Below are 24325 nucleotides of genomic sequence, written 5' to 3'. Positions count from 1 at the left end.
ATGGTGCCGGTAAGAGGAATCGAACCCCCGACCTTCTCATTACGAATGAGCTGCTCTACCGACTGAGCTACACCGGCGGGCGGGGCGTAAGCTAGCATTCTAATGAATGTAAAGCAATTGCTGGCAGGGCTTTTGCTTCTGCAACCACACAACCGCACAGCGTCCCTATCACGAGAGCGACATCACATATTATCGTATCCGCCAAGCCAACAATTCCCAGCACGAGAAAAACTCGCCAGAATAGCCCTACATACTAGTTGGAAGTATTCATGAGCATGCTTGAGCAACTTCAAACCAAAATATCTAACGGCACAGCAATCGTTGGCATATACGGCCTTGGATATGTCGGACTCCCACTTGCATTGCGCTTTTCAGAAGTCGGCATAAGGGTTATCGGATTTGATATTGATGAAAAAAAGGTTAATGCTCTAAACGCAGGGAAAAGCTATATTGAGCGCCTAGACTCAGGCTCAATAAAAAAAGCTCTAGCAAACGGATTCATGGCAACTTGTGACTTCGCACAAACACAAAAAGCCGATGCACTAATCATCTGCGTCCCAACACCGCTCACCTCTCATCACGAACCGGATCTTAGTTTTGTCATAAACACAGTGGAGTCTATTCTCCCACATTTTCACGAAGGGCAACTTATAAGCCTAGAGAGCACCACTTGGCCAGGTACTACGGAAGAGGAGCTGGCCCCTAGACTTGTACGACGCGGTTTCATCCCAGGAGAAAACTGTGCATTAGTCTTTTCACCTGAACGAGAGGACCCTGGAAATCCAAAATTCGATACCAAGAGTATTCCCAAGATAATTGGCGGCATGACGCCACAATGCCTTTCTTTAGGTAAAGCACTCTATAGCAAAGCCATAGAGGTAATGGTACCGGTCAGTAGTCCACGTGCAGCTGAAATGACCAAACTTCTGGAAAACATCCACCGAGCAGTCAATATCGGACTCGTAAATGAAATGAAAATAGTTGCAGACCGAATGGGCATCAACATCCATGAGGTCATAAAGGCGGCCGCAACAAAACCTTTTGGCTTCGTACGTTACAATCCAGGACCTGGGCTTGGCGGGCACTGTATTCCAATCGACCCTTTCTACTTAACATGGAAAGCCAAAGAGTATGGCATAAATACCCGCTTCATTGAACTTGCCGGAGAGATCAATCACTTTATGCCAAAATGGGTAGTACAGAAGGTAACAGATGCACTCAACGATAGATGCAAATCTATTAAAGGCAGTCGCATTCTAATCTTGGGAATTGCCTACAAAAAGAACATTGACGACTCTCGAGAATCACCGGCAATCGAAATAATGAAACTTCTTCGCGACAAAGGCGCCGAAGTAGAGTACTCAGATCCACATATTCCGAACTTCCCTGAAAAACGCGACTACTCATTCGAACTCAACTCCATTGAATTGGGCCCAGGAATTATCGAGAAATTTGACTGTGTCGTATTAACCACAGATCACGACATATTCAACTACTCAGACATCACAAAACGCGCCAGACTAATTGTTGACACACGAGGGGTTTTTCCATACGACAAGGCCGTACAAGCTTGAGGGTCCCATAATGCAAAACCCTCAAAGTTTGGATTGGGAAAAACTCTATCTAGACAATGTCAGTACCTATAAAAAAGGCCGCCCCAAAAGAGCAGAATTCATAATAAGTCATCTAAAACAAATAAACTTATTAGATGAAATTGAAAGCTTCTTAGAAGAAGGAGCTTTCAGCGCCAAGGACTTGAGCTACCTAGCAAAGAATCTCTCCAAAAAAATCTTCGTAGCAACAGATCTTAACGAACTATCAATGGTCAATAGAAAAACCGAAAATATACTTAACTGCGCGGCAGATGCTTTTAATCTTCCTTTCCGTGACAGGCACTTCGGCGTCACTTTTCACTCCGGCCTGATAATATACTTCAACAACTCCGACGCCATAAAAATAATTCAAGAGCAGACACGAGTAACAAAATCAATCGCCTATATATTTGCACATAACAAGCACAACTACCTAGACACGCTAATAAGCAATGGGAAACGCATCATGGGAAATAGGTTATTCTCTTTTCGCAGATACTCAAAGGGAGAGCTTATTGAGATAGGGACGGCGATTGGCTGCCCATTCGAAATAGTGCCGCATGACAATATGCTCGAGAATTTTTCACAAAGAAACTGCCGCTGGCTTTTGCCAGTCATTCAAAAACTCGGCCTTCACAAAAGCCTTTTCTTTGCGAACGAATTGACTCTAATAATAAAACCATGAGCCACATCATTCTCGGCGGAAGTGCAAATGCACTAGCCATTGCCAGGCTACTAAAAGCCCCCAACTCTATCATTCTAGACTTCAATGACTGCTCACCAGCAATGTCTACAAAATATGCGAAGGGACTGAGGCTTCTCTCAAAAAACGAGCAGGAAGTTCTAGAAACATTACTTTCATTAAAAGCCCCCCCCCCCAAGACTCTATACCCCACAAGCGATTACTGGGTTGAGTTTATTGCAAAAAACTCTTCCACACTTCAAGAACATGGTTTTTTATTCTTTAAAACTCCCTATAACTGCTCAGAAACAATTTTAGACAAGCTCAAATTCTTCCAAATAATGTCGCCATGCTTTCCGACTCCCCTAACGCGGCTTGCCGATAAAGCCCCTACTAGATCGGAAGAAATAATAAAACCAAGAAAATCCTTTATCGACTCCAGCCTTGTAGATAAAGGTTTTTTATACACAACAAAATATGTTAGAAATGCATCAACCTACGTAAAGCAACAGAGACTAAACTCTAATATATACAATCATCTTTCCATTGCTGGACTTTTCTTAGCGGGAAAACTGCACACAGTAATATACACGCGAAAACTGCTGGAATACCCTCACCCAGGAGGAACAGCAGTAATGGTATCAACGATTGATTCAGAAGAAATAAGAGCGCGCCTTAGAAAATTAGCGGAGAGCGCTCTCCGGCACATTAGCTATGAAGGAATTTTTGAATTAGAGGCTATTCTGGAAGATGAAACACTGTGGCTAATTGAGATTAACGGCAGGTTCTGGCTACAGCATGCAATTGGTGAGCAGCTTGGCATAAACTTCCCAAAGCTTTATCATCAAGCATTAACTGGATGCATTACACCAACAGAGGCTAAGAGCAGAGTCACCGCGCTATGGATTCATGAAGGCTTGCCTCTTGCCTTTCTTAAGGCCCCCTCATACATGAAAAAAATAGTGTTGAAAGAGCTATTGAAAAAAAGAAACTGGGCTTTTGCTCATATAGACCTCAAAGACCTCACCCCTTTCATCAAATTTATTCGATGCAAATTAAAAAAATAGTAAAAAAACTAGCCCCCGTCGTTATATCAATTATATTTGCGGGCTACTGCTATCTGCATAGAGGTGACCTCTACGCTCTATTAAGCTTTCCTAGGGAAAACCTTTTCATAATCTTGATTCTCTATATAGCGTTTCACCTAATCAATGCCCTAATAATAAAGTCATTAACCGACAAAATCACTCCAACAAAATCTATAGCATTCTTCATTGGCGTCAATCAAATATCTAGCGCCCTCAACTACATAGCTCCATTCCGTCTTGCACAGTTCACCAGCCGCGCAGCTATCTTAAAAAAATATCTCTCCATTTCGATAACTACGAGCGCAGCACAATTCTTAATTTCATCTGTTTTTAATATTCTATGCAGCATATTGATCACAATGGCGATCATAGGCTACGCGCCAAAACTTATACCTAATAGTTTAGCCCTATCGGCCATTAGCCTAGGCCTACTTGGAGCGATCGCACTAACTCTATACGTTATACGAAAAAGCAAACCAAGGCCTTGGTTAACAAGTCTGACCGAGCCCTTTAAAAGTCTAACCATTAGAGACACATTACACTTATCCATACTTAATATACTACAAATAGCCATCGCAAGCGCAATTACTTACCAGCTATTGGATGGTACAGGGATGTCGTTTAAACTTACGGACTGCATTCTTTTATCCACAGCCAGCGTCCTACTCTCCATTGCTTCATTAACACCGGGAAACCTTGGATATAAAGAGCTCTCACTGACGGCGCTTGGTGTTTGGCTAGGGTTAGATCAAGGGACACTTCTAGCTGTACTTATATTAGATAGATCTATTCAGCTAGTCTTAACCTTTGTCTTAGCATCTTTCTTTACGCTTGCTTTCAAGCATATAACCCCACATAAAATCTTATAAGACCAGTTCGCTCATGGTAACTATTTCTGCCTGTTCTCTTAGAGCACAGACAAATTGGGAAAATACCTGTTTTCCCTTCCCTGCAATAAAGCAGGGATGCGAATAATAAACCCCAAACCCATCCTCACCAATGCTTTGCTCAATTGCATTTTCCAACGGGCTACTTGCACCCGAGGCGACATACCACTCTAGAAAATCGACAGTATTCGCTGCACTAAGCGTAACGGGAACGTCGGGCAATCCACATGGGGAACATCTTACTCTCCCTGTACAATCAATGAAGTCAGACAGATAAGCACACCCAGCCCCCGCCAGAATCTCATATGCAGGCTGGCTACTCTTGAATCCAGGGCTAGAGAAACCAAAGGAGTTGTAACCTAAGATATTTTGATAGTGCTCGATAGCCGGGGTCAGAAATCTATGCATTTGATCAGCGTCCATAGAGCTAGCTGCAAAGTGCCATAAACTGTGATTTAACCCACCATGCAACCCAATTTCATGGCCACTGTCGCGTGCCTTGAGCAATGCATCAGCAGAGAGCCTGTGCAACTCAGGGTTTATCAGAATACTCTCCAGAATACCTTTCCATCCAATCTTATCGCGTATTGACAGCTTCATCATCGGCTCTGTCGGATTACCCCGAACTGATCGTTGAGATAATCGCCGTAAAAATGCAGCTGACAAACTTACAGAGCGCCCCATATTGGCAAAGATGGTGAATTTAACTCCCAGCCTATTTCCAAGCTCAACAACATCGATCAGCTTGCGCGCACAAACCGTCGTATCAATATCGAGGCGAACTGCATACTTTCTCGTCATTCCACACAGTACTCTTCACAAACATCAACGATCCGAGCAGATGGTGAACCCAGTAATTCATTAGGCATAGTGGGTTGACGCTCCCGTAACGACTCCATGAATTCCTTAACCTTCACTGGTGCATACTCCGAAAGCACACAGTTCTTCCCCAATCCTTCCTGACGTTCGGTTGCAGCACGTAACAGTAAAAGAGGCTTATCTAGATAAAAGCACTCCTCTTGGTTACTTCCACCATCACTAATAACAAATTTTGCAGCCATCACCAAGCGCATAAACCTCAAATAGTCGTAGCGATGCCGAAACTCCACCCCCGGCAAAGCGGACAGCCTATCAAATAGTCCAAACTGCCGAAGCTTACGTTCGGTAGGCTTATGAAGAATGAACAACAGCGAAAACTGACCAGCAATAAGCTCAATTAACTCTACAATTCTTAGTAGAGAACGCTTGTCCTTAATATTTTCAAAACGATGAATACTGACGACCCCAAACTCCTCGTCGGGGATCGGTAGATCAAGACTCGAATGTCTGCTCAAAATTATCCTAAGCGAGTCCTGCAAAGTGTTGGCTCCAATATCAACGTTTCGTCCCAGACGGTACCCTGAAACATTTTGAACTGCCCACTGACCAGGGCAAAACCTGATATCGGCAAGGCGGCCAACTGCTATTCGTATCAACTCCTCGGGAAAAGGATGAAAGTAGTTGTAGGAGCGTAGTCCGGCCTCCACATGGCCAACCTTCTGCCCCGCCAGCTTGGCAATCAATGCTCCCAATAGGGTCGAGGCGGTATCACCATGCACAAGTACCAAACCGTCATTTTTAGGAAATAATGCTTGGCGAGAACGGAACGCACGAGCAACTACCTTAATCCCCCAAGCCAGCATCTGTCGGATCGAAACAATATCACGCCCCTGATGCAGCACCATTTCCGGACCTGGGATCTGAAAATTGGCCAAGATATCATCTGTCGTTTCCTTATGTTGTCCTGTTGAGATAAATTTATACTCAAGTCCTCGGTTACGTAGCTCCATGATGACAGGAGCCATCTTAATTAACTGCGCCTTAGTTCCAAGCAAAACATAAATCATTTCATTCCCCAGCACGACTGTAAAGCAGATTAGTAATCTGCTCAGAAACAAGCCCCATGAGAAAAACCATGATAGATGTAGTAAAGAGCAGAGCGCTCATGTTCGTAAACCGAGAATACTCAATAAATGTATAAAGATAGTAGCCCAACCCTAATAAGAACAAGCTTCCACTGATTGGAAGAAAAATCTTCAGAGGCGAATATAAGGTTCCAATCTTGAAAATAATCATTAAGAAGCGAATACCGTCTCGAATCAGGCGGATGTGGCTTTGGGTACCAGCCAGACGTTGCTGGACATCTACGGGCACGTAAGCTACCGAATACCCTGCACGGAAGAAACACATAGTAGTTGTTGTCGGATAGGAAAAACCATTAGGTAGCAAAGAGATGAACTCCTCCACCAACAAGCGACGCATCGCACGAAACCCTGATGTCAGATCGTCAACCTGCTGCCCCACCATCCAACTGGCCAGGCGATTGTAGAAGGCATTAGCCAAACCACGATGACCACTAGCCTGCCCCGATCGTCGACGAGCGCCCACAACCATGTCATACCCCTGCGCCATCTTATCTAGGAGAATATGAATATCCTCCGGGCGATGCTGCCCATCGGCATCCATGCAAACTACGGTATCCCCTGTAGCTCGTCTGAGACCTGCTTTTATTGCCGCACCATTACCTTTGCTATAATGATGGAAAATTCGAGAGACTTGTAGGGATTCACAAACCTCTTCAGTCCGGTCATTCGAGCCATCGTCTACAACAATAATCTCAGCATCAGGATAAAGTATCTTCAGGCGAGGCAGAATTAGTGACAACCCCTCAGCTTCGTTCTTGGCAGGCAAAATAATGCTAAGTTTTCCCAATCCATCTTCAATGTTCTGCATTGTTTCCCCTCCTATCAAGCATCTCTTTGACTTTTGCTCGTTCTGAACGGATCCATTGAGCATTGACCGCGAACTTGTCCAAAGCTTCAGCTTGATCCAACTGTTCTTGGGCCTCAGTGCTACGCCCCTGTAAACGTAGCACCTGAGCCAGCATCAAACGAGCCCCTGCATGATCGCTATTAGCAATAGCGTCCCTGATGAACTCCTCCCCTTTGAGGGTATCGCCAATAGACTCAATGAAATAACGCCCCAGCAGTAGATATACTTGACTTTTCCCCCATGCCGACGCCCTAGGGTTATCCACTGCCGAGGCCAATAGTCCGACTAAATCCGGCCCTGACATTTGGCAATGCCCATCTAACTGACACTCAACCAGAGCCCTCAAGAAACCAACATTACTATTGTAAAAAGGTAAAGATCGCAGACGCTCGGCGAGGGTGCTCACCAACTCTTTTTCTGGTTGCTCTTTTAGGTAATATGCTAGGTGGATTTGAGCGAAATAAGCTCCATTGCCTGGCTCATAGGACTCGGAAGCTTTCTTGAAATACTCGCGGGCTTTATCTCCGTACTCTTTGTTCTTAGTGGAGTCCAGAAGCTTCAAATAAATTCGCCCCATCTGATAATTAGCACGATCTGATTTTGGGTGCATAACGGCTTCGAACGCAGCGTGATCTACTAGGTTAGACCAAACTACTGACCTATTATAAGTAACAAAGGAGTACAATAGAAAAACCCCTCCACCTAGGACAATCATAAACAACTTAGCTCTACCATGCAGCTTAATCACCCCACCAACGAATAAGCAAAATAAACCTATGCTGGCAAAATAATTTCGATGTTCATGAACTAGCTCAAGTGAAAATACAGTTGACTCTAATATATGTGATATAAAAAACCATCCCAAAGCAAACACTAGCATCCGACAACGATTCCACAACAAAATCATCGTTAACAGAATCACCAGAAGGGCTGCAGAGGAAATTAGAGTTTGAATGGGATCGAAGAGCGATCTAGATATCAAAAAATCGTCATGATAAAGACTTAAACCGGAGAGTGTCGGATAAAAAATCATCCCCAGATACATAAAGATTACTCGACTCTCGGTCAGTAACCGCTCCACCAACGTGAAATCCCGCTGAACAAAAGCAGCTGGGGAGATCATCGGCGGAATTATCCATATAGCTGCTATTAGACTCAGAATAGCAACCACTGCCACTACTATTGACTGGACCGACCACTTACCAATCCGCAGGGTATTTCCATTAACCCTAAATTCGAAAACACAAAGTTCCGTCCATAGAATAAGAAGAACAAAAAGAATTCCAGACTCTTTGCAAAGCAGCGATAGCACCAAGCTTAACAATACTCCGAATACCACTAGACTCACTCGTCCAATTCCTACGCCCCCCTGTGTATCTTGTCGCAGCCATGCGTACAGCCCTAAAGCTACAAACCCGAACAAAGCGGAAAGGCTGGTCATCCTTTGAACTATGTAGAGAACACTAGTGAGATTGAGTGGATGCGCCCCCCACATCGCAGCAACCGCCAAGCCAGCAAACAGGGATATACTAGGATTTAGTTTGTAGACTCTTCGCAAGAGAAGTGAAGAAAACACAGCCACTAAAGCAACGTTGGCTAAATGAATTAGCAAGTTCACCAACTTGAAGTAGAAAGGCTGTATCCCAAAAAAGAAGATATTCAGTGCAAAAGTCAGAAGCGTAACAGGTCGACCAGTCGGTCCGGCATCTCCCGAAAAGGCAGCCGAACGCAATTGTTCTATGCTCAAAGAAGATACATATAGAGCCTGATTCTCGACAATATTCCCCAAATCATCAAATTCAAAATCCCCCCAAAGACCTGGAGAGTACAGAAAAGCAATAAACAAGAGGAGAAAAGCAAGCAACAAAAAGAATAAAATTCGACCTCGCAAAATAAAACTCCTCACATATAAAAAAGGCCCCTACGCGGGGCCTTTTTTATCAAAAAAATTATCGGCAGTTGGACGGACGATACTTGCTATCCAAGTTACCACCAGTGCAATCCCAAGTCACGGCGCCACCATCAGAAGCAGAACCTTTCAGAATCAAGGTTGCAGCCGGCGAAACCTTGGTATTGTAGGTGATAGTAATTTGAGAACCGTTTACTGCTACGCTGCTCACCGCATTACCGGTAATAGAGCTGGCACTAGCAATTCCGGCCGTACCGTTACCTGCCGGCCATTCACCTTTAGTCGAGTAGTACTCAGTGACAGCAGTCTTAGCTCCCGATGCCAACGACAGACCTTCAGTAACATGCGAGCGTTTGGTGTAGTCCTGATAGGCCGGCAGAGCGATAGCAGCCAGAATGCCGATGATCGCCACAACGATCATCAACTCGATCAGGGTAAAGCCTTTTTGAGCCTTCATGAAACTCTCCTTGAAATGGGAAGAGGTCTATCGACCTGTCAGAAAAAAAGCACAGATCGTGCCAGACCTATCCACGGCCGTAGGCAGAGGCGTACAGCCATTAGCCTACAACCTGAGCATCACCTGAGGGCATGTTCTGACAAAAAATGGCACTCCCCATGATGGACATTTGGCACCATCGCCCCCGTGCGTTATAAGACCCATCCAACTCAACTCGCATATCGCCCCCAATGAACGATCAAGTCGTGCTTTCCGGTCTCGCCCGCCAACTGGTGATCGCTGAACTGCTGGACGAAAAAAGCGCTCAACAGGCCCAGCAGCAGGCTCAACGAAACAAGCTTTCGTTGGTGACCTACCTGGTGCAGAACAAACTGGTGAGAAGCCGGCCACTGACCGAGTTAGCGGCGGATCAGTTCGGTATAGCCTTCTGCGATCTTGGCGCTATCGACAAGGAAGGCCTCCCGAGGGAACTGATCAGTGAAAAGCTGGTTCGCCAGCACCGCGTCATCCCATTGTGGCGCCGAGGCAACAAGCTATTTGTCGGCATCTCCGACCCGACCAATCACCAAGCCATCACTGATGTCCAGTTCAGTACAGGCCTGACCACCGAAGCCATCCTGGTTGAGGATGACAAGCTCGGTGACGCGATCGAGAAGCTCTTCGAGAGCGCTACCGGGGGGCTGGACGACCTGGGCGACGTCGATCTGGAAGGCCTGGACATCGAAAGCGGCGACGCTGAGCGCAAGGAAGAGACCATCGGCGGCGACGCAGATGACGCGCCGGTGGTGCGCTTCGTCAACAAGATGCTGCTGGATGCCATCAAGGGAGGCTCGTCCGACCTGCACTTCGAGCCTTACGAGAAAATCTACCGGGTGCGCTTCCGTACCGACGGCATGCTGCATGAAGTGGCTAAACCACCGATTCAGTTGGCCAGCCGGATTTCCGCGCGCCTCAAGGTAATGGCGGGCCTGGATATTTCCGAGCGGCGCAAGCCCCAGGACGGCCGCATCAAGATGCGCGTGTCCAAGAGCAAGTCCATCGACTTCCGCGTCAACACCCTGCCTACGCTGTGGGGCGAGAAAATCGTGATGCGGATTCTCGACTCGGCCAGCGCACAGATGGGCATCGATGCGCTGGGTTATGAGGAGGAGCAGAAAGAGCTTTACCTGGAAGCCCTCAAACAACCCCAGGGCATGATCCTGGTAACCGGCCCTACCGGCTCGGGCAAAACGGTATCCCTCTATACCGGCTTGAACATCCTCAACACCCCGGACATCAATATCTCTACCGCAGAAGACCCGGTGGAAATCAATCTGGAGGGCATCAACCAGGTCAACGTAAACCCCCGCCAGGGCATGGACTTCGCCCAGGCCTTGCGCGCCTTCCTGCGCCAGGACCCTGACGTGATCATGGTCGGTGAGATCCGCGACCTCGAAACCGCCGAGATCGCCATCAAGGCCGCGCAGACCGGCCATATGGTGATGTCCACCCTGCACACCAACAGCGCCGCGGAAACCCTCACGCGCCTGCTGAACATGGGCGTGGCCTCCTTCAACCTGGCTACCTCGACCAACCTGATCATCGCCCAGCGCCTGGCGCGCAAGCTCTGCGCCCACTGCAAGAAGGAACACGATATCCCGCGCGAAACCCTGCTTCACGAGGGCTTCCCCGAGGAGCGGATCGGCAGCTTCAAGCTGTACTCCCCCGTGGGGTGCGAAAATTGCAAGAACGGCTACAAGGGCCGCGTGGGTATTTATGAAGTGGTTAAAATCACGCCGTCGCTGCAGCGGATTATCATGGAAGAAGGCAACTCCATTCAGATCGCGGAGCAAGCCCGCAAAGAAGGCTTCAATGACCTGCGCACCTCGGGCCTGCTCAAGGCCATGCAAGGCATTACCAGCCTCGAGGAAGTCAACCGCGTGACCAAGGATTAATCCATGGCGGAAAAAGCGTTGAAAACCAGTGTCTTCCTTTTCGAAGGCACGGATAGGAAAGGTGGAAAAGTCAAAGGGGAGCTTTCCGGCGCCAACACAGCATTGGTCAAGGCGCAACTGCGCAAGCAGGGCATCAATCCGACCAAGGTGCGCAAGAAGGGAATTTCACTGCTGGGCAAGGGCAAGAAGATCAAGCCCATGGACATCGCCCTCTTCACCCGGCAAATGGCGACCATGATGGGTTCGGGCGTGCCCCTGCTGCAGTCCTTCGACATCATTGCCGAAGGCTTCGACAACCCCAACATGAAGAAGTTGGTGGAGGACATCAAGCAGGAAGTAGCTGCGGGTAACAGCCTGGCCAACTCATTACGTAAAAAGCCCCTCTATTTCGATGACCTTTACTGCAATCTAGTCGATGCGGGCGAGCAGTCCGGTGCATTGGAAACACTGCTGGATCGTGTAGCGACCTACAAGGAAAAGACCGAATCGCTGAAGGCAAAGATCAAGAAGGCGATGACCTATCCCATAGCGGTCATCGTCGTGGCAGTAGTCGTTTCAGCAATTCTGCTGATCAAGGTTGTGCCTCAATTCCAGACAGTATTTTCGAGTTTTGGAGCTGAACTACCAGCCTTCACCCAGATGGTTATCGGCCTGTCAGAAATTCTGCAAAAATGGTGGTTCATTATCCTGCTCGCTCTGTTTGCGCTGGCCTTCGGACTCCGCGAAGCACACCGTCGGTCCGAGAAATTCCGCGACTCGGCTGATCGACTGATTCTGAAGATTCCTATTATTGGCGGAATTATTTACAAGTCCGCTGTAGCCCGTTATGCCCGCACACTTTCTACTACATTTGCGGCCGGTGTCCCCTTAGTAGAGGCGCTGGACTCCGTATCCGGTGCCACAGGTAACGTGGTATTCCGCAGTGCGGTGAGCAAGATCAAGCAGGACGTTTCCTCGGGAACCCAACTCAACTTCTCCATGCGCACCACCGGTGTTTTCCCCTCCATGGCAGTGCAAATGGCCGCCATCGGCGAGGAGTCCGGCTCCCTGGACTCGATGCTGGACAAGGTTGCCAGTTACTACGAAGAAGAAGTCGACAACGCCGTCGACAACCTCACCACACTGATGGAGCCCATGATCATGGCTGTCCTCGGCGTACTGGTCGGCGGCCTGATCATCGCCATGTACCTCCCCATCTTCCAACTGGGTTCCGTCGTCTAAGCATGCCTGTACTCGACTTCCTGGCCAGCCACGCGCTGGCCTTTGTTTTATGCGCCGCCCTGCTCGGCCTGCTGATCGGCAGCTTCCTCAACGTGGTCATCCACCGCCTGCCGAAGATGATGGAGCTGGAATGGCAACAGCAGGCGCGGGATGCGCTTTCCCTGCCCCAGCCCGAGCAGAAGGCCACCTACAACCTGGTCCTGCCCAACTCCCAGTGCCCGCATTGCGGCCATGAGATCCATGCCTGGGAGAACATCCCCGTGGTCAGCTACCTCGCCCTGCGCGGCAAGTGCTCGGCCTGCAAGGCGCCGATCAGTGCGCGTTATCCGCTGGTCGAGCTGGCCACTGCCCTGCTCTCCGGCTTCGCTGCCTGGCACTTCGGTTTTACCTGGCAGGCCGGGGCCATGCTGTTGCTGACCTGGGGGCTGCTGGCCATGAGCCTGATCGACGTCGACCACCAGTTGCTGCCGGATGCGCTGGTCCTGCCGCTGCTCTGGCTGGGGTTGATCGTCAATTACTTCGGGCTTTTCGCCAGCCTGGGCGATGCGCTCTGGGGGGCGGTGCTCGGTTACCTGAGCCTGTGGTCGGTGTACTGGCTGTTCAAGCTGCTGACCGGCAAGGAAGGCATGGGCCATGGCGACTTCAAGCTGCTGGCCATGCTCGGCGCCTGGGGCGGCTGGCAGGTGTTGCCGCTGACCATCCTGTTCTCGTCCCTGGTCGGGGCCGTGCTGGGGGTCATTCTGCTGCGCCTGCGCAATGCCGAGACCGGCACGCCGATCCCCTTCGGGCCCTATCTGGCCATCGCCGGCTGGATTGCGCTGCTCTGGGGTGATCAAATAACCACTACCTATCTGCAGTTCGCCGGCTTCCGGTAATCCTGCCCGAGCGCTGCCCCTCCGGCCCGGCGTTCGCGGGACGACGGGGAGCCAGGCGCGAGGAGTACGATGAAACCCTGGATCCTTGGCCTCACCGGCGGCATCGGCAGCGGCAAGAGCGCCGCCGCCGCCCACTTCGCCAACCTCGGCGTGCACATGGTGGATGCCGACCATGCCGCGCGCTGGGTCGTCGAGCCCGGCCGGCCGGCGCTGGCGAGCATCGTGGAGCGCTTCGGCGAAGCCATGCTGCTGCCCGATGGCAGCCTCAACCGCGCGGCCCTGCGCGAGCGCATCTTCCAGTCCGCGGAGGAGCGCCGCTGGCTGGAGCAGCTGCTGCACCCGCTGATCGGCCAGGAGATCGCCAGCAACCTGGCGCAGGCCGAGTCGCCCTATGCCATCCTGGTCTCGCCGCTGCTGGTGGAGTCCGGGCAGCACCGCATGGCCCAGAGGGTGCTGGTGGTGGATACCCCCGAGCACCTGCAACTGGAGCGCACCGTGCGTCGGGACAACGTCCCCGAGGAACAGGTGCGCGCCATCCTGCAGGCGCAGGCGCAACGCGACGACCGCCTCAAGCATGCCGATGACATACTGCTGAACGACCGCGATCTCGGCCACCTGCAGCGCGAAGTGGAGCGCCTGCACGATTTCTATCTCAGCCTGCGCGGAGGACGCCCATGAGCCAACCCCTGACCGTTGAATGCCCGACCTGCGGCGCCCCGGTGGAATGGAGCGCCAAGAGCCTCTACCGCCCCTTCTGCTCCGAGCGCTGCAAGCTCATCGACCTGGGCGCCTGGGCCGCCGAGGAGCATGCGATTCCCGGCAACGACCTGGAGGACGACGTGTTCTCCGCGGAGCTGGATGCACCGCCGCTGCGGGGGCATTGAGGGTTCGCGAGCTGGATGGGCCGGCCTGTTGGCCGGCATCGCGGATGAATCCTACGCGGGCCGAGCCATGCCATTCCCCTGTAGGAGCGCGCCCTGCGCGCGAATCGCGGGCAGAGCCCGCTCCTACGTCCGTGCTTCCCTGGAACCGTACAAGCGGACTCCGTCCGCGATCATGGCGGATAACGCCGTAGGCGTTATGCGCCCTACGAACTATCGCGAACACGGAAACCCAGGGTTCGCGAGCAAGCTCGCTCCTACGAAGAGCAAAAGCGGCTCTTGATTTTGGATTTCCAGAGAAATATCCGAGCGCACCGGAACGCCCCTTCAGAAGGCCGAGCGAAACCGGCGCTCAGGAGGTCATGCGACATGGATGTCGCGAGAGCCCCGATCAATACAGGGACGTGCTGTCGGGGCGGGCCTCCGTGGCGGGGGAATTCGTGAGGGTAGCCCGGCTCCATCGGGCCCGTATGTCGGGGCAAGCCTTCTTGGTTACTTCTTTGGCGTTTGAAAGAAGTGACTCGCCCGAGGGGGCGAAACGAGAGACATCCACGCACTCGGAGCGGCGCGCTACACCCAAACCCAATAGACAGTTGCTCCTACAATGGGGCGACATGGGAGACGCGAATTTTGATCCAGTCACCCCCGCGAGCGAGGGAGCCTAGAAGACAGTTGCTCCTACGGGTGTAGAAGAAACTCCATCGCCATGGCCGCAGGGTTTCTCCAAGGCTCAACCCATCCTGCGAAGAGCGCTCGGCTCAGGTGGCTCACCGTTGCGCCTATGCGGTCGCCGCACAACATATTCCTGGTAGGAGCGAGCTCGCGAATGGCTTCTGCCTCGGGGCTTGATTGCGCTGTTGTGCTCGCTACGGATTTCGGCACATGAACACACAGGCACATAAACACCTATTGCAGGAAATCATCATGGAAACCGTTCGCTGGAACGTCGCCGTCTCGGCCGATACCGACCAGGCGCTACGCATGTTCCTGGCCAGCCAGGGCGGAGGGCGAAAGGGCGACCTGTCGCGTTTCATCGAGGAGGCGGTGCGCGCCCATATCCTGGAACTGAGCGCCGAACAGGCCAAGGCCGCCAACGCCCAGCGGAGCGCAGCCGAACTGGCCGGTGCGGTCGACGAAGCGCTGGCCTGGGCACGCAAGCGCTGATGCGGGTCGTGCTGGATAGCAACATCCTGTCCAGTGCCCTCATCTCGCCCCATGGCGCGCCCGACGCCATCTATCGCGCGTGGCGGGCAACATTGCGGGCCGTGGCAAGCTCATCGACCTCGGAGCCCGGGCCGCCGAGGAGTCGAATGCGTCGCCGCTGCGGGGGCATTGCGGATGAATCCGCCCGGCGGGGACAGGCTTAGCCTGTTCGCGAATGAGCCTCACTGCGGAATCTGCTCGCGAGCAAGCTCGCTCCTACGAAGAGCATCTCGGTGCAGGTTGTTTCGACAGTGCCCGCACGACCCCACCATCAACAGCAAGGACGGCATTCCCCGCCATCCGGTGCCGGCGATGGGTATCGCTTCGCTCCACCCATCCTACGAACGGACTCGGGGCAACGTCACGGCCGCATGAACGCGTAATCGCGCTCCTCGTCGAGGTTCTCGGCCAGGAAGTGCAGTTCGTGCGCCAGGTCTTCTTCCGTGCGCACCTGGGCGTTGGCCCGCACCACCGAGCTGAGCAGGGCGCGCAGCACCAGTTGCGTGTCCATGCCGGCCGCCTCGGCTTCCACCAGCAGTTCGTGAAGGCGCTGTTCGGCCCAACTGTGAATGCTCATGCCGTTCTCCATCGCTGTGGGGCAGCAGAGTGTCCCGGCGTGGCGATTGCGGCGAACTGACCTGGATCAATCCGAGGAAAGGGATGACATCTGCGAATCGGCTGTCATCAATGCCGATCATCCTCGTCGTCCCTGCCCTCGTCCTTCTTCTCTTCCTTCCAGGGCGCCTGCAGGTAGCGGGTGCGGTTGAAGGTTTCCAGCCAGTCCGGGTAGAAGACCACCAGGCCGGTGACCACGGTGCCGTTGATGAAGGCCTCGGGGAACATGATCAGCCACAGGTAGCCGATGAAGTCGTCCAGCCAGGGCGGCATCGGGAAGATGCCGTCCACCCACAGCAGGCCCAGGCCCAGCAGCATGCTGCACAGGGCCGCCAGCGCCGCGGGGAAGAAGCCCGAGCAGAAGATGTAGACGAACAGGTTGCGCGGCTGGCGGCGCTCGACGAACAGCGCCGCCATTTCGGTGATGAACACCGGCACCAGCACCAGCAGCACGCCGTTGACGCCGATCGCCGCCCAGTCCTGGCGCCCCAGCAGGCACAGGCCGAGCTGCGCCACCAGGCCGACGAGCAGCGCCAGCGGCCAGTCCAGCAGCAGGGTCACCGCGGTCATGCCGATGAAGTGGAAGGACAGCCCCGAGGCGAAGTCCCTGCGCACCAGCCACAGCAGGAACAGCGCCAGCATGGTGCCGAACACCAGGTGCTGGCGGCGGAAGTCGCTGACCAGTTCCACCCAGGGCGTGCGCCACGCGGCAAGCGCCAGCGCGGGCAGGTAGAGCGCCCAGCCCAGGGCCAGGCTCTCTTCCGAGAGCAGTTGCGCGGCTATCACGGGCGGACCTGCTCCAGGGCCTCACGCAGCGCGGGCGCGGAATCGTAGGCCTGGGTGGCGGCCACCCTGCCCTGCTGCAGGCTTATCCACAGCAGGCTGTCCGCCGGTACCTGGAAGTGACTGGCCACCCGCGGCTCGCGGTCGAGCAGCACGCGGTAGTTGTAGTCGCGCATGGCCGGCACGGCGAACATCTTCGAGACCAGCGAGGGCATGCGGCTGATGTCGGCGACGAAGACCGCGTGCCGCCGTTCCAGGTAGCCCTGCGGGCGGCCTTCGAGCGCCGCCTTGAGCAGTTTGCCGCCGGCCATGTCGCGGGCGACCAGCAGAACCTTCAGGTCGTCGTTCTGGGTGTAGGGCTTTTCGTACTGGTCGAGCAGCGTCCACCCCGCCGGGGCGCCCTCCTCGCCAGCGGCCAGGCCCAGCAGCGGGACCAGGGACAATAATAGTGCGGCACACAGGCTTCTCATGCTCAGGCTCCAGCGGAATAGACCAGGATGTCGTCGCGCCGCCCCCAGCCGGCCTGGCCCTCCCAGAAGGCCAGGGCTTCGGGCGCGTCGCGCAATACGAAGACATGGGACTTGCCGATGCCCAGCCGAGCCAGGCGTGCCAGCGCCTCGTCGAGCAGGCGCCGGGCCAGCCCGCGGCCCCGGTAGGGCGCATCCACCACCAGGTGCTGCAGGTAGCCGCGGCGGCCGTCGTGGCCGACCAGCAGGCTGCCGATCAGTTGCCCCTCGGCCTCCAGCACCAGGCTGAGGCCGGGGTTGCGCGCCAGGTAGGCGGCGAAGGGTTCGAAGTCGTCGTCGCGGCGCAGCTGGATGCCCGGCGTGCGCGCCCAGAGGGCGATGAGCCGCGGGTGATCGGCGGTCGATGCGCTGCGCAGGAACATGCTGAAGGGCTCCGGGGAAGGATCGCCACAGTGTACACAGGGCGCCGCCAACTCCGGCACTTTTGCCCGGCCATGGGGTGAGGCGCCATGTCGCAGCGGGACCGAAGCGCCAGCAGCGGCTAAGCTGTTGATATGAATGAAACCGATTACCTGCACCTGCTCCGGCGCCAGGCGGAACTGGCCAATGAGTTCCTCTCCAACGCGCGCAAGTGGGACCGGGAGTGCTGGGCCTGCGAGCGCCTGCTGCAGACGCTCAAGGTACCCTTTCGCCAGGAGGAGTTCATCGCGCCGGAACAGCAGCCGCCGGACGTGCTGTTCCGCGACGCCTGCTTCGAGGTGTTCTTCGTCCTCGACGAGGGCCGCCGGCTCAACGAGGAATGGCGCGAGGAGCTGCAACGCCGGCGCCTGGCCCAGAGCCTGCGCCAGTTGATCCGCCGCGAGCAGAAGCCGCGGCGGATCAACTGCAGCGAGCTGCAGCGGCGCCTGGCGCCGACCCTGCGCAAGAAGGCGCACAACTACAGCGAGCGCGGCATCGACCCGGGCGAGCTGGACCTGCTCGCCTTCGTCAGCCTCAAGCGCGAGACGCCGGACTTCAACACCCCTTTTCCGCCGCCCACGGAGTTCCTGCGCCAGGGCTGGCGTTCGCTGTCGCTGGTGGGGCCGAACTTCGCCCGGGTGATCTTCGCCCACGAGGACGCCCCGGATTTCCTGCGCAGCCAGCTCGGCCGCGTGGTGCTGCTCGACAATGGCGTCGGGCTCTGACCGATGGGTCGGATTGAGCGCGAGCCAACACCCGACTAGAATGCTCGGCATTAGAAACGGAGGCCGCCCATGCCCAGTCGCTTGAGCCCCGAAGACCAGCAGAAGGTCGAGCAGTACCTCAGCTCGCCCGTTCACCAAGTCGAGCGTGCACCTTTCAAGCCCTGGCTGATGATGGCCGGGCTCACCCTCGTGGTCATCGTCCTGGGACTGCTCAGCCGCCTCCTGGCCTACCTCGCGCACTGAGCGCCGCCGGCCCGCACAGGATTCCCTAGCTATGAGTACGTCCCATGTCCCATCGTATCGTGATCGTCGGCGGCGGCGCCGGCGGGCTGGAGCTCGCGACCCGTCTCGGCCGCACCCTGGGTAAAAAGGGCCGCGCCCAGGTCACCCTGGTCGACGCCAACCTCACCCACATCTGGAAACCCCTGCTGCACGAAGTGGCCGCCGGCTCGCTCAACTCCGCGGAGGATGAGCTGAACTACGTCGCCCAGGCGAAATGGAACCACTTCCAGTTCCAGCTCGGCCGGATGAGCGGGCTGGACCGCGCGACCCGGCGCATCCAGCTGGCCGCCACCCTCGACGAGGACGGCAGCGAGCTGCTGCCGGCGCGCACCCTGGGCTACGACACCCTGGTCCTGGCCATCGGCAGCACCACCAACGACTTCGGCACCGCCGGGGCCGCGCAGCACTGCATCTTCCTGGACACCCGCGAGCAGGCCGAGCGCTTCCACAAGCAGTTGCTCACCCACTACCTGCGCGCCCACGCCCGCCAGGGCGAGGACGACCAGATCAGCGTGGCCATCGTCGGCGCCGGCGCCACCGGCGTCGAGCTGTCGGCCGAACTGCACCATGCCGCGCAGGAGCTGGCGGCCTACGGGCTGAACGGCATCCAGCCGGAGAACATGCGCATCACCCTGATCGAGGCCGGCCCGCGGGTGCTGCCGGCGCTGCCCGAGCGCATCAGCCAGCCGGTGCACCGCACCCTGGAGAAGCTCGGCGTGCGCGTGCTGGTCGGCTCGCCGGTGAGCGAGGTGACCGCCGAGGGGCTGAAGACCGCCAGCGGCGAGTTCATCCCCGCCAGCCTCAAGGTCTGGGCCGCCGGCATCCGCGCCTCCAGCCTGCTCAAGGACCTCGACGGCCTGGAGAGCAACCGCATCAACCAACTGGCGGTGCGCCCGACCCTGCAGACCACCCGCGACGACGACATCTTCGCCTTCGGCGACTGCGCCGCCTGCCCGCTCGGCGACGGCAGCGAACGCACCGTGCCGCCGCGCGCCCAGGCCGCGCACCAGCAGGCCTCGCTGCTGGCCAAGTCGCTGGTGGCGCGCCTGGAGGGCAAGCCGCTGGGGGAATACCGCTACACCGACTACGGCTCGCTGATCTCGCTGTCGCGCTTCAGCGCGGTGGGCAACCTGATGGGTAACCTGATGGGCAGCGTGAAGCTGGAAGGCTGGCTGGCGCGGATGTTCTACATCTCGCTGTACCGCATGCACCAGATGGCGCTGTATGGCTTCACCCGCACGGCGCTGATGATGATCGGCGACCGCATCGGGCGCAGTACCGAGCCGAGGTTGAAGCTGCACTGACGCGCCGGGAAACGGCGGATAACCGCGAACGGTTATGCGCCCTACGCCAGGGGGCCCGTACACCTGTAGAAGCGGATTCATCCGCGATCCGCTCCGTGCTCCCTGTAGGAGCGGGCCCTGCCCGCGATTCGCGCGCAGGGCGCGCTCCTACAGGAAGGGTCGGCGGTGGGCCTATTGTTCGCGAGCAAGCTCGCTCCTACGAAAAGCCGTGCGTGATCGCAGCGTAACGTTCGCGATGTTTTCCCAGGCATGAAAAAGCCGCCCCGAGGGGCGGCTTTTTCGTACCACTGGCTTGCCTTACAGCGCGGCTACCAGCGCCGGGGCCGGCAGGCCCTGGAAGTCGATCGACATCATCAGGCTCAGCACGCTGATGGCGATGATGGAGAACGCGAACAGCTTGCGTGCCCACAGGCGATCGTCTTCGGCGCGGAAGCCCGAGACGGCGATGAACAGCCACCAGGCGCTGACCGCCAGGGCCACCACCAGGTAACCGTAGCCGGCGAAGCCGGTCACGGTCAGCAGCAGGGTGGCGGCGCCGAAGGCCAGCACGTAGTAGAGGATCTGCCGCTTGGTCGCCTCGATGCCGCGCGCCACCGGCCACACCGGGATGCCCGCCGCCTTGTAGTCGTTCAGGCGGAAGATGGCGATGGCGTAGGAGTGCGGCATCTGCCACAGGCAGAAGATCAGCAGCAGCACCGCCGCGCCCATGTCGAAATGACCGGCGGCGGCGCAGTAGCCCACCACCGGCGGCATGGCCCCGGAGAGGCTGCCCACCAGGGTGCCGTAGATCGACGTGCGCTTGAGCCAGAGGCTGTAGAAGCCGACGTAGACGACGAAGCCGAACGCCGCCATCAGGGTCGCCTGCACGTTGGTCTTCCACCCCAGCAGGCCGAAGCCGGCCAGGCCGAGCACCACGCCGTGGGCCAGGGCGGCCTTCAGCGAGATCTGCCCAGTCACGGTCACGCGGCCGCGGGTACGCTCCATGTGGCGGTCGATGTCACGGTCGATGCAGTTGTTCAGCACGCAACCACTGGCCACCACCAGCGACAGCCCGATCACCGTCGCCAGCAGCAGCATCGGGTCGACACTGCCGCGCGCGGCGAGGAAGAAGCCCCCCGCCACGGCGATCAGGTTGCCGAAGATGATGCCCGGCTTGGTCACCAGGAGATAACGCTTCAGCTTCACGTCGTCAGCCTCAGTTCACCATCGGCATCATCAGGCCATCGGCGCTGAAGATGATCCACAGCGACAGGCCCACCACCAGCAGGATGACGATCACCGTGAAGATGAACGCCATCACGTTCCAGCGGCCTTCCGAGGACATGTTCATGTGCAGGAAGCACACCAGGTGCACCACCACCTGCACCAGGCCGAGGATGACCATGGTGAGGATGGTCGCGTGGCGGGTGAAGCCGCCGTCCATGACCATGTAGAACGGAATCGCGGTGAGGATGATCGACAGCACGAAACCGATTGCGTAGGAACCCAGGCTGCCGTGGCCGGCGCCGTGGTTGTCGTGTGCAGCGGCGCTCATTACACGGCCCCCATCAGGTAGACGACTGTGAATACGCAGATCCAGACGATGTCCAGGAAGTGCCAGAACAGGCTCAGGCACATCATGCGGGTGTTGTTCTGCGCGGTCAGGCCGCGGGTGCCGATCTGCGCCATCAGCACCAGCATCCACAGCAGGCCTGCGGTCACGTGCAGGCCGTGCATGCCGACCAGGGTGAAGAAGGACGACAGGAAGGCGCTGCGGCTCGGGCCGAAGCCTTCGACGATCAGGTGATGGAACTCGTTGACTTCCATCGCGATGAACGCGGCGCCGCAGAGGAAGGTCACGCCCAGCCAGGCGATGGCCTTGGCCTTGGCGCCCTTGTGCGCGGCCAGCATGGCCAGGCCGTAGGTGCAGCTGGAGATCAGCAGGATCGCGGTTTCGACGGCCACGTAGGGCAGTTCGAAGATGTCCTTGCCGCTGGGGCCGCCGGCCGTATGGCCGACGAGCACAGCGTAGGTGGCGAAGACACTGGCGAACAGGATGCAGTCGGTCATCAGGTACAGCCAGAAGCCGAAGACCGTCATCTCACCCGAGTCGTGGTGTTCGTGATCGTGGTCATGCCCCGCTTCGTGGGCGACCGAGTGTTTGCTCAATACTGCCGTAGACATGGATCAGACCTGTTTGGCGAGTTGCTGGAAGTGGCGGTTCTCGATGCGCTCGATCTCGTCCGGCTGGACGTAGTAGTCCAGGTCGGTGACGTAGCTGCGCACGATGACGGAGGCGATCATGCCGACGAAGCCGATGCCCGCGAGCCACCAGATGTGCCAGATCGCAGCGAAGCCGGAGATGAAGGCGAACAGCGCGATGGAGAAGCCAGCGGCGGTGTTCTTCGGCATGTGGATCGGCTTGTAGGACGCCGGAGCCTGGTAGGCGCGGCCGTTCTGTTTCATTTCGTGGAAGGCGTCGACGTCGCGCACCACCGGCAGCTCGGCGAAGTTGTAGTACGGCGGCGGCGAGGAAGTGGACCATTCCAGGGTGCGGCCGCCCCACGGGTCGCCGGTCACGTCGGCCAGTTGCTTGCGGTTCTTGATCGAGACGAACAGCTGGATCAGTTGGCTGAGGATGCCGAACAGGATCAGCACGGCGCCGAAGAAGGCCACCACCAGGTACGGCTTCCACAGCGGGTTGTCGTAGTGGTTCAGGCGACGGGTCATGCCCATGAAGCCAAGGATGTACAGCGGCATGAAGGCCATGTAGAAGCCGACCAGCCAGCACCAGAACGAACGCTTGCCCCACTTCTCGTCCAGCTTGAAGCCGAAGGCTTTCGGGAACCAGAAGACGAAGCCGGCCAGGTAGCCGAACACCGCGCCACCGATGATGGTGTTGTGGAAGTGGGCGATCAGGAACAGGCTGTTGTGCAGCAGGAAGTCAGCACCCGGGATGGCCAGCAGGACGCCGGTCATGCCACCGATGGTGAAGGTGATCATGAAGCCCAGGGTCCACAGGATCGGGGTGTCGAAGCGCAGGCGGCCACGGTAGATGGTGAACAGCCAGTTGAACAGCTTCACCCCGGTGGGGATGGAGATCAGCATGGTCGCCACGCCGAAGAAGCCGTTGACGTCGCCGCCCGAACCCATGGTGAAGAAGTGGTGCAGCCACACGGTGAAGCCGAGGAAGGTGATCGCGGCGCTCGCCCACACCATCGAGGTGTAGCCGAACATGCGCTTGCCGGCGAAGGTGGCGGTGACTTCGGAGAAGATACCGAAGGCCGGCAGGATCAGGATGTACACCTCGGGATGGCCCCAGGCCCAGAAGAGGTTGATGTACATCATGGCGTTGCCGCCGAGCTCGTTGGTGAAGAAGTGCATGTCCAGGTAGCGGTCCAGCGACAGCAGGCCCAGGGCCGCGGTCAGGATCGGGAAGGACGCGACGATCAGGATGTTGGCGAAGGTGCAGGTCCAGGTGAAGATCGGCATCTGCATCAGCTTCATGCCCGGGGTGCGCATCTTGAACACGGTGACCAGGAAGTTGATGCCGGTCAGCAGCGTGCCCATGCCGGATATCTGCAAGGCCCAGATGTAGTAGTCCACACCCACGCCCGGGCTGTAGGCCAGCTCGGACAGCGGCGGGTAGGCCACCCAGCCGGTACGGGCGAACTCGCCCAGGCCCAGGGACACGTTGACCAGCATCGCACTGACCACCAGCAGCCAGAAGCTGAGGGAGTTCAGGAACGGGAAGGCCACGTCGCGGGCGCCGATCTGCAGCGGCACCGCCAGGTTCATCAGGCCGGTCATGAAGGGCATGGCCATGAAGATGATCATGATCATGCCGTGGGCGGTGAAGATCTGGTCGTAGTGCTCAGGCGGCAGGAAGCCGTGGTTGGCGCCTTCGGCCAGGGCCAGCTGGCCGCGCATCATGATGGCGTCGGCGAAGCCGCGCAGCAGCATGATCAGGGCGACGATGATGTACATCACGCCGATTTTCTTGTGGTCGATGGAGGTCAGCCATTCGGTCCACAGGTAGGTCCACTTGCGGTAGTAGGTGACCGCGCCGACGACGCCGATGCCCAGCAGGGCAACGACCGCCAGCGTGACCATGATGATCGGCTCGTGATAAGGCACGGCCGACAGAGTCAGTTTCCCGAACATCTGCGCG

Annotated in this window: 26 protein-coding genes, 1 tRNA gene and 1 pseudogene; 14 read left to right on the top strand and 14 right to left on the bottom strand. The window is 56.4% G+C overall.

Annotated features, from left to right (window positions below; genetic code table 11):
- Position 1: 1 nt before the first annotated feature.
- Positions 2 to 77: transfer RNA gene (locus CHC02_RS05655), tRNA-Thr, on the bottom strand.
- A 192-nt stretch (positions 78 to 269) separates the two neighbouring features.
- Between CHC02_RS05655 and CHC02_RS05650 the strand changes: the two genes are divergently transcribed.
- From CHC02_RS05650 to CHC02_RS30910, 4 genes are read left to right on the top strand one after another with little or no spacing between them, the layout of a single operon-like run.
- Complete coding sequence (locus CHC02_RS05650; RefSeq protein ID WP_089390525.1) at positions 270 to 1574, top strand: nucleotide sugar dehydrogenase; 1305 nt, start codon at positions 270 to 272, stop codon at positions 1572 to 1574.
- Positions 1575 to 1584: 10 nt separating this feature from the next.
- Positions 1585 to 2277, top strand: coding sequence for a class I SAM-dependent methyltransferase (locus tag CHC02_RS29870; RefSeq protein WP_139210249.1), 693 nt, complete (start codon positions 1585 to 1587; stop codon positions 2275 to 2277).
- Entirely contained in the window at positions 2274 to 3341 is a 1068-nt protein-coding gene (locus CHC02_RS29865; RefSeq protein ID WP_139210248.1) for a hypothetical protein, read from the top strand. Before CHC02_RS29870 ends, CHC02_RS29865 begins: the two co-directional genes overlap by 4 nt.
- Entirely contained in the window at positions 3323 to 4231 is a 909-nt protein-coding gene (locus tag CHC02_RS30910) for a lysylphosphatidylglycerol synthase transmembrane domain-containing protein (protein ID WP_089390524.1), read from the top strand. The genes CHC02_RS29865 and CHC02_RS30910 overlap by 19 nt, the downstream gene beginning before the upstream one ends.
- Here CHC02_RS30910 and CHC02_RS29860 read toward each other — a convergent pair.
- The 5 genes from CHC02_RS29860 to CHC02_RS05630 are packed head-to-tail and all read right to left on the bottom strand — an operon-like array spanning position 4226 to position 9426.
- Positions 4226 to 5050, bottom strand: coding sequence for a polysaccharide deacetylase family protein (locus CHC02_RS29860; protein ID WP_139210247.1), 825 nt, complete (start codon positions 5048 to 5050; stop codon positions 4226 to 4228). The two genes, CHC02_RS30910 and CHC02_RS29860, sit on opposite strands and share 6 nt — an antisense overlap.
- Complete coding sequence (locus tag CHC02_RS05640; protein ID WP_089390523.1) at positions 5047 to 6135, bottom strand: UDP-N-acetylglucosamine 2-epimerase; 1089 nt, start codon at positions 6133 to 6135, stop codon at positions 5047 to 5049. The genes CHC02_RS29860 and CHC02_RS05640 overlap by 4 nt, the downstream gene beginning before the upstream one ends.
- Before the next feature lies 1 nt (position 6136).
- Positions 6137 to 7021 (bottom strand): glycosyltransferase family 2 protein, encoded by an 885-nt coding sequence (locus tag CHC02_RS05635; RefSeq protein WP_089390522.1) that lies wholly within the window; start codon positions 7019 to 7021, stop codon positions 6137 to 6139.
- The gene (locus tag CHC02_RS29855) at positions 7008 to 8951 is read right to left on the bottom strand and encodes a tetratricopeptide repeat protein (RefSeq protein WP_139210246.1); all 1944 of its coding nucleotides are present in this window, start codon (positions 8949 to 8951) and stop codon (positions 7008 to 7010) included. Before CHC02_RS29855 ends, CHC02_RS05635 begins: the two co-directional genes overlap by 14 nt.
- A gap of 58 nt (positions 8952 to 9009) precedes the next feature.
- On the bottom strand, positions 9010 to 9426 hold the full coding sequence (locus CHC02_RS05630; RefSeq protein WP_089390521.1) for a pilin: 417 nt from the start codon (positions 9424 to 9426) through the stop codon (positions 9010 to 9012).
- Positions 9427 to 9656: 230 nt separating this feature from the next.
- Here CHC02_RS05630 and pilB point away from each other — a divergent pair, with 230 nt between their 5' ends.
- From pilB to CHC02_RS05595, 7 genes and pseudogenes are all read left to right on the top strand, one after another.
- Positions 9657 to 11360: a type IV-A pilus assembly ATPase PilB gene (pilB, locus tag CHC02_RS05625; protein ID WP_089390520.1), complete on the top strand. Its 1704-nt coding sequence runs from the start codon at positions 9657 to 9659 to the stop codon at positions 11358 to 11360.
- 3 nt (positions 11361 to 11363) lie between these two features.
- A complete protein-coding gene (locus tag CHC02_RS05620; protein WP_089390519.1) occupies positions 11364 to 12581 on the top strand; it encodes a type II secretion system F family protein in 1218 nt (405 codons plus the stop codon).
- A gap of 2 nt (positions 12582 to 12583) precedes the next feature.
- Positions 12584 to 13456, top strand: coding sequence for a prepilin peptidase (locus CHC02_RS05615; protein WP_089390518.1), 873 nt, complete (start codon positions 12584 to 12586; stop codon positions 13454 to 13456).
- A gap of 69 nt (positions 13457 to 13525) precedes the next feature.
- Positions 13526 to 14134: a dephospho-CoA kinase gene (gene coaE, locus CHC02_RS05610; protein WP_089390517.1), complete on the top strand. Its 609-nt coding sequence runs from the start codon at positions 13526 to 13528 to the stop codon at positions 14132 to 14134.
- The gene (gene yacG / locus CHC02_RS05605; RefSeq protein WP_089390516.1) at positions 14131 to 14340 is read left to right on the top strand and encodes a DNA gyrase inhibitor YacG; all 210 of its coding nucleotides are present in this window, start codon (positions 14131 to 14133) and stop codon (positions 14338 to 14340) included. The genes coaE and yacG overlap by 4 nt, the downstream gene beginning before the upstream one ends.
- Before the next feature lie 921 nt (positions 14341 to 15261).
- Positions 15262 to 15501 (top strand): ribbon-helix-helix domain-containing protein, encoded by a 240-nt coding sequence (locus tag CHC02_RS05600; protein ID WP_089390515.1) that lies wholly within the window; start codon positions 15262 to 15264, stop codon positions 15499 to 15501.
- Positions 15501 to 15614: pseudogene (locus CHC02_RS05595) on the top strand (putative toxin-antitoxin system toxin component, PIN family); the annotation flags it as partial. The gene CHC02_RS05600 and the pseudogene CHC02_RS05595, both read left to right, overlap by 1 nt.
- 287 nt (positions 15615 to 15901) lie before the next feature.
- Here the strand turns inward: CHC02_RS05595 and CHC02_RS05590 are convergent.
- From CHC02_RS05590 to CHC02_RS05575, 4 genes are all read right to left on the bottom strand, one after another.
- Positions 15902 to 16117 carry a hypothetical protein gene (locus tag CHC02_RS05590; RefSeq protein WP_089390514.1) on the bottom strand — a complete coding sequence of 72 codons (216 nt, stop codon included), beginning with the start codon at positions 16115 to 16117 and terminating at the stop codon, positions 15902 to 15904.
- Positions 16118 to 16224: 107 nt separating this feature from the next.
- Positions 16225 to 16941 carry an energy-coupling factor ABC transporter permease gene (locus CHC02_RS05585; protein WP_089390513.1) on the bottom strand — a complete coding sequence of 239 codons (717 nt, stop codon included), beginning with the start codon at positions 16939 to 16941 and terminating at the stop codon, positions 16225 to 16227.
- A complete protein-coding gene (locus CHC02_RS05580; RefSeq protein ID WP_167364877.1) occupies positions 16938 to 17408 on the bottom strand; it encodes an FAD/FMN-containing dehydrogenase in 471 nt (156 codons plus the stop codon). Before CHC02_RS05580 ends, CHC02_RS05585 begins: the two co-directional genes overlap by 4 nt.
- 2 nt (positions 17409 to 17410) lie before the next feature.
- Positions 17411 to 17827, bottom strand: a complete 417-nt coding sequence (locus CHC02_RS05575; RefSeq protein WP_089390511.1) for a GNAT family N-acetyltransferase — start codon at positions 17825 to 17827, stop codon at positions 17411 to 17413.
- A 132-nt stretch (positions 17828 to 17959) separates the two neighbouring features.
- Here CHC02_RS05575 and CHC02_RS05570 point away from each other — a divergent pair, with 132 nt between their 5' ends.
- From CHC02_RS05570 to CHC02_RS05560, 3 genes are all read left to right on the top strand, one after another.
- Positions 17960 to 18589: a DUF1780 domain-containing protein gene (locus tag CHC02_RS05570; RefSeq protein ID WP_089390510.1), complete on the top strand. Its 630-nt coding sequence runs from the start codon at positions 17960 to 17962 to the stop codon at positions 18587 to 18589.
- 69 nt (positions 18590 to 18658) lie between these two features.
- Positions 18659 to 18832 carry a DUF3094 family protein gene (locus CHC02_RS05565; RefSeq protein ID WP_009617611.1) on the top strand — a complete coding sequence of 58 codons (174 nt, stop codon included), beginning with the start codon at positions 18659 to 18661 and terminating at the stop codon, positions 18830 to 18832.
- A 44-nt stretch (positions 18833 to 18876) separates the two neighbouring features.
- Positions 18877 to 20175, top strand: coding sequence for an NAD(P)/FAD-dependent oxidoreductase (locus CHC02_RS05560; RefSeq protein WP_089390509.1), 1299 nt, complete (start codon positions 18877 to 18879; stop codon positions 20173 to 20175).
- A gap of 297 nt (positions 20176 to 20472) precedes the next feature.
- Here CHC02_RS05560 and cyoE read toward each other — a convergent pair whose 3' ends face one another.
- Genes cyoE through cyoB form a run of 4 tightly spaced genes read right to left on the bottom strand, consistent with a single transcriptional unit; the run spans position 20473 to position 24318 of the window.
- The gene (cyoE, locus tag CHC02_RS05555; protein WP_089390508.1) at positions 20473 to 21360 is read right to left on the bottom strand and encodes a heme o synthase; all 888 of its coding nucleotides are present in this window, start codon (positions 21358 to 21360) and stop codon (positions 20473 to 20475) included.
- Positions 21361 to 21370: 10 nt separating this feature from the next.
- Entirely contained in the window at positions 21371 to 21709 is a 339-nt protein-coding gene (cyoD, locus tag CHC02_RS05550) for a cytochrome o ubiquinol oxidase subunit IV (protein WP_009617607.1), read from the bottom strand.
- On the bottom strand, positions 21709 to 22338 hold the full coding sequence (cyoC, locus tag CHC02_RS05545) for a cytochrome o ubiquinol oxidase subunit III (RefSeq protein ID WP_089390507.1): 630 nt from the start codon (positions 22336 to 22338) through the stop codon (positions 21709 to 21711). The genes cyoD and cyoC overlap by 1 nt, the downstream gene beginning before the upstream one ends.
- A 3-nt stretch (positions 22339 to 22341) precedes the next feature.
- Entirely contained in the window at positions 22342 to 24318 is a 1977-nt protein-coding gene (cyoB, locus tag CHC02_RS05540; RefSeq protein WP_089390506.1) for a cytochrome o ubiquinol oxidase subunit I, read from the bottom strand.
- Positions 24319 to 24325: the final 7 nt, after the last annotated feature.

Origin of the sequence: Pseudomonas delhiensis, from assembly GCF_900187975.1 — a bacterium.
GTDB lineage: Bacteria > Pseudomonadota > Gammaproteobacteria > Pseudomonadales > Pseudomonadaceae > Pseudomonas > Pseudomonas delhiensis.
The sequence above is the reverse complement of the archived record's forward strand: the minus strand, read 5'-3'. Positions and strand labels throughout refer to the sequence as shown.

Coding starts and splice junctions, on each gene's coding strand:
- CHC02_RS05630 (WP_089390521.1), bottom strand. CDS start 9,426: ATGAAGGCTCAAAAAGGCTTTACCCTGATCGAGTTGATGATCGTTGTG.
- cyoC (WP_089390507.1), bottom strand. CDS start 22,338: ATGTCTACGGCAGTATTGAGCAAACACTCGGTCGCCCACGAAGCGGGG.
- CHC02_RS05565 (WP_009617611.1), top strand. CDS start 18,659: ATGCCCAGTCGCTTGAGCCCCGAAGACCAGCAGAAGGTCGAGCAGTAC.
- cyoB (WP_089390506.1), bottom strand. CDS start 24,318: ATGTTCGGGAAACTGACTCTGTCGGCCGTGCCTTATCACGAGCCGATC.
- CHC02_RS05580 (WP_167364877.1), bottom strand. CDS start 17,408: ATGAGAAGCCTGTGTGCCGCACTATTATTGTCCCTGGTCCCGCTGCTG.
- coaE (WP_089390517.1), top strand. CDS start 13,526: ATGAAACCCTGGATCCTTGGCCTCACCGGCGGCATCGGCAGCGGCAAG.
- CHC02_RS05635 (WP_089390522.1), bottom strand. CDS start 7,021: ATGCAGAACATTGAAGATGGATTGGGAAAACTTAGCATTATTTTGCCT.
- CHC02_RS05575 (WP_089390511.1), bottom strand. CDS start 17,827: ATGTTCCTGCGCAGCGCATCGACCGCCGATCACCCGCGGCTCATCGCC.
- CHC02_RS05560 (WP_089390509.1), top strand. CDS start 18,877: ATGTCCCATCGTATCGTGATCGTCGGCGGCGGCGCCGGCGGGCTGGAG.
- cyoD (WP_009617607.1), bottom strand. CDS start 21,709: ATGAGCGCCGCTGCACACGACAACCACGGCGCCGGCCACGGCAGCCTG.
- CHC02_RS29860 (WP_139210247.1), bottom strand. CDS start 5,050: ATGACGAGAAAGTATGCAGTTCGCCTCGATATTGATACGACGGTTTGT.
- CHC02_RS05570 (WP_089390510.1), top strand. CDS start 17,960: ATGAATGAAACCGATTACCTGCACCTGCTCCGGCGCCAGGCGGAACTG.
- CHC02_RS29870 (WP_139210249.1), top strand. CDS start 1,585: ATGCAAAACCCTCAAAGTTTGGATTGGGAAAAACTCTATCTAGACAAT.
- pilB (WP_089390520.1), top strand. CDS start 9,657: ATGAACGATCAAGTCGTGCTTTCCGGTCTCGCCCGCCAACTGGTGATC.
- CHC02_RS05640 (WP_089390523.1), bottom strand. CDS start 6,135: ATGATTTATGTTTTGCTTGGAACTAAGGCGCAGTTAATTAAGATGGCT.
- CHC02_RS05620 (WP_089390519.1), top strand. CDS start 11,364: ATGGCGGAAAAAGCGTTGAAAACCAGTGTCTTCCTTTTCGAAGGCACG.
- CHC02_RS05615 (WP_089390518.1), top strand. CDS start 12,584: ATGCCTGTACTCGACTTCCTGGCCAGCCACGCGCTGGCCTTTGTTTTA.
- yacG (WP_089390516.1), top strand. CDS start 14,131: ATGAGCCAACCCCTGACCGTTGAATGCCCGACCTGCGGCGCCCCGGTG.
- CHC02_RS05650 (WP_089390525.1), top strand. CDS start 270: ATGAGCATGCTTGAGCAACTTCAAACCAAAATATCTAACGGCACAGCA.
- CHC02_RS05600 (WP_089390515.1), top strand. CDS start 15,262: ATGGAAACCGTTCGCTGGAACGTCGCCGTCTCGGCCGATACCGACCAG.
- CHC02_RS29865 (WP_139210248.1), top strand. CDS start 2,274: ATGAGCCACATCATTCTCGGCGGAAGTGCAAATGCACTAGCCATTGCC.
- CHC02_RS30910 (WP_089390524.1), top strand. CDS start 3,323: ATGCAAATTAAAAAAATAGTAAAAAAACTAGCCCCCGTCGTTATATCA.
- CHC02_RS05590 (WP_089390514.1), bottom strand. CDS start 16,117: ATGAGCATTCACAGTTGGGCCGAACAGCGCCTTCACGAACTGCTGGTG.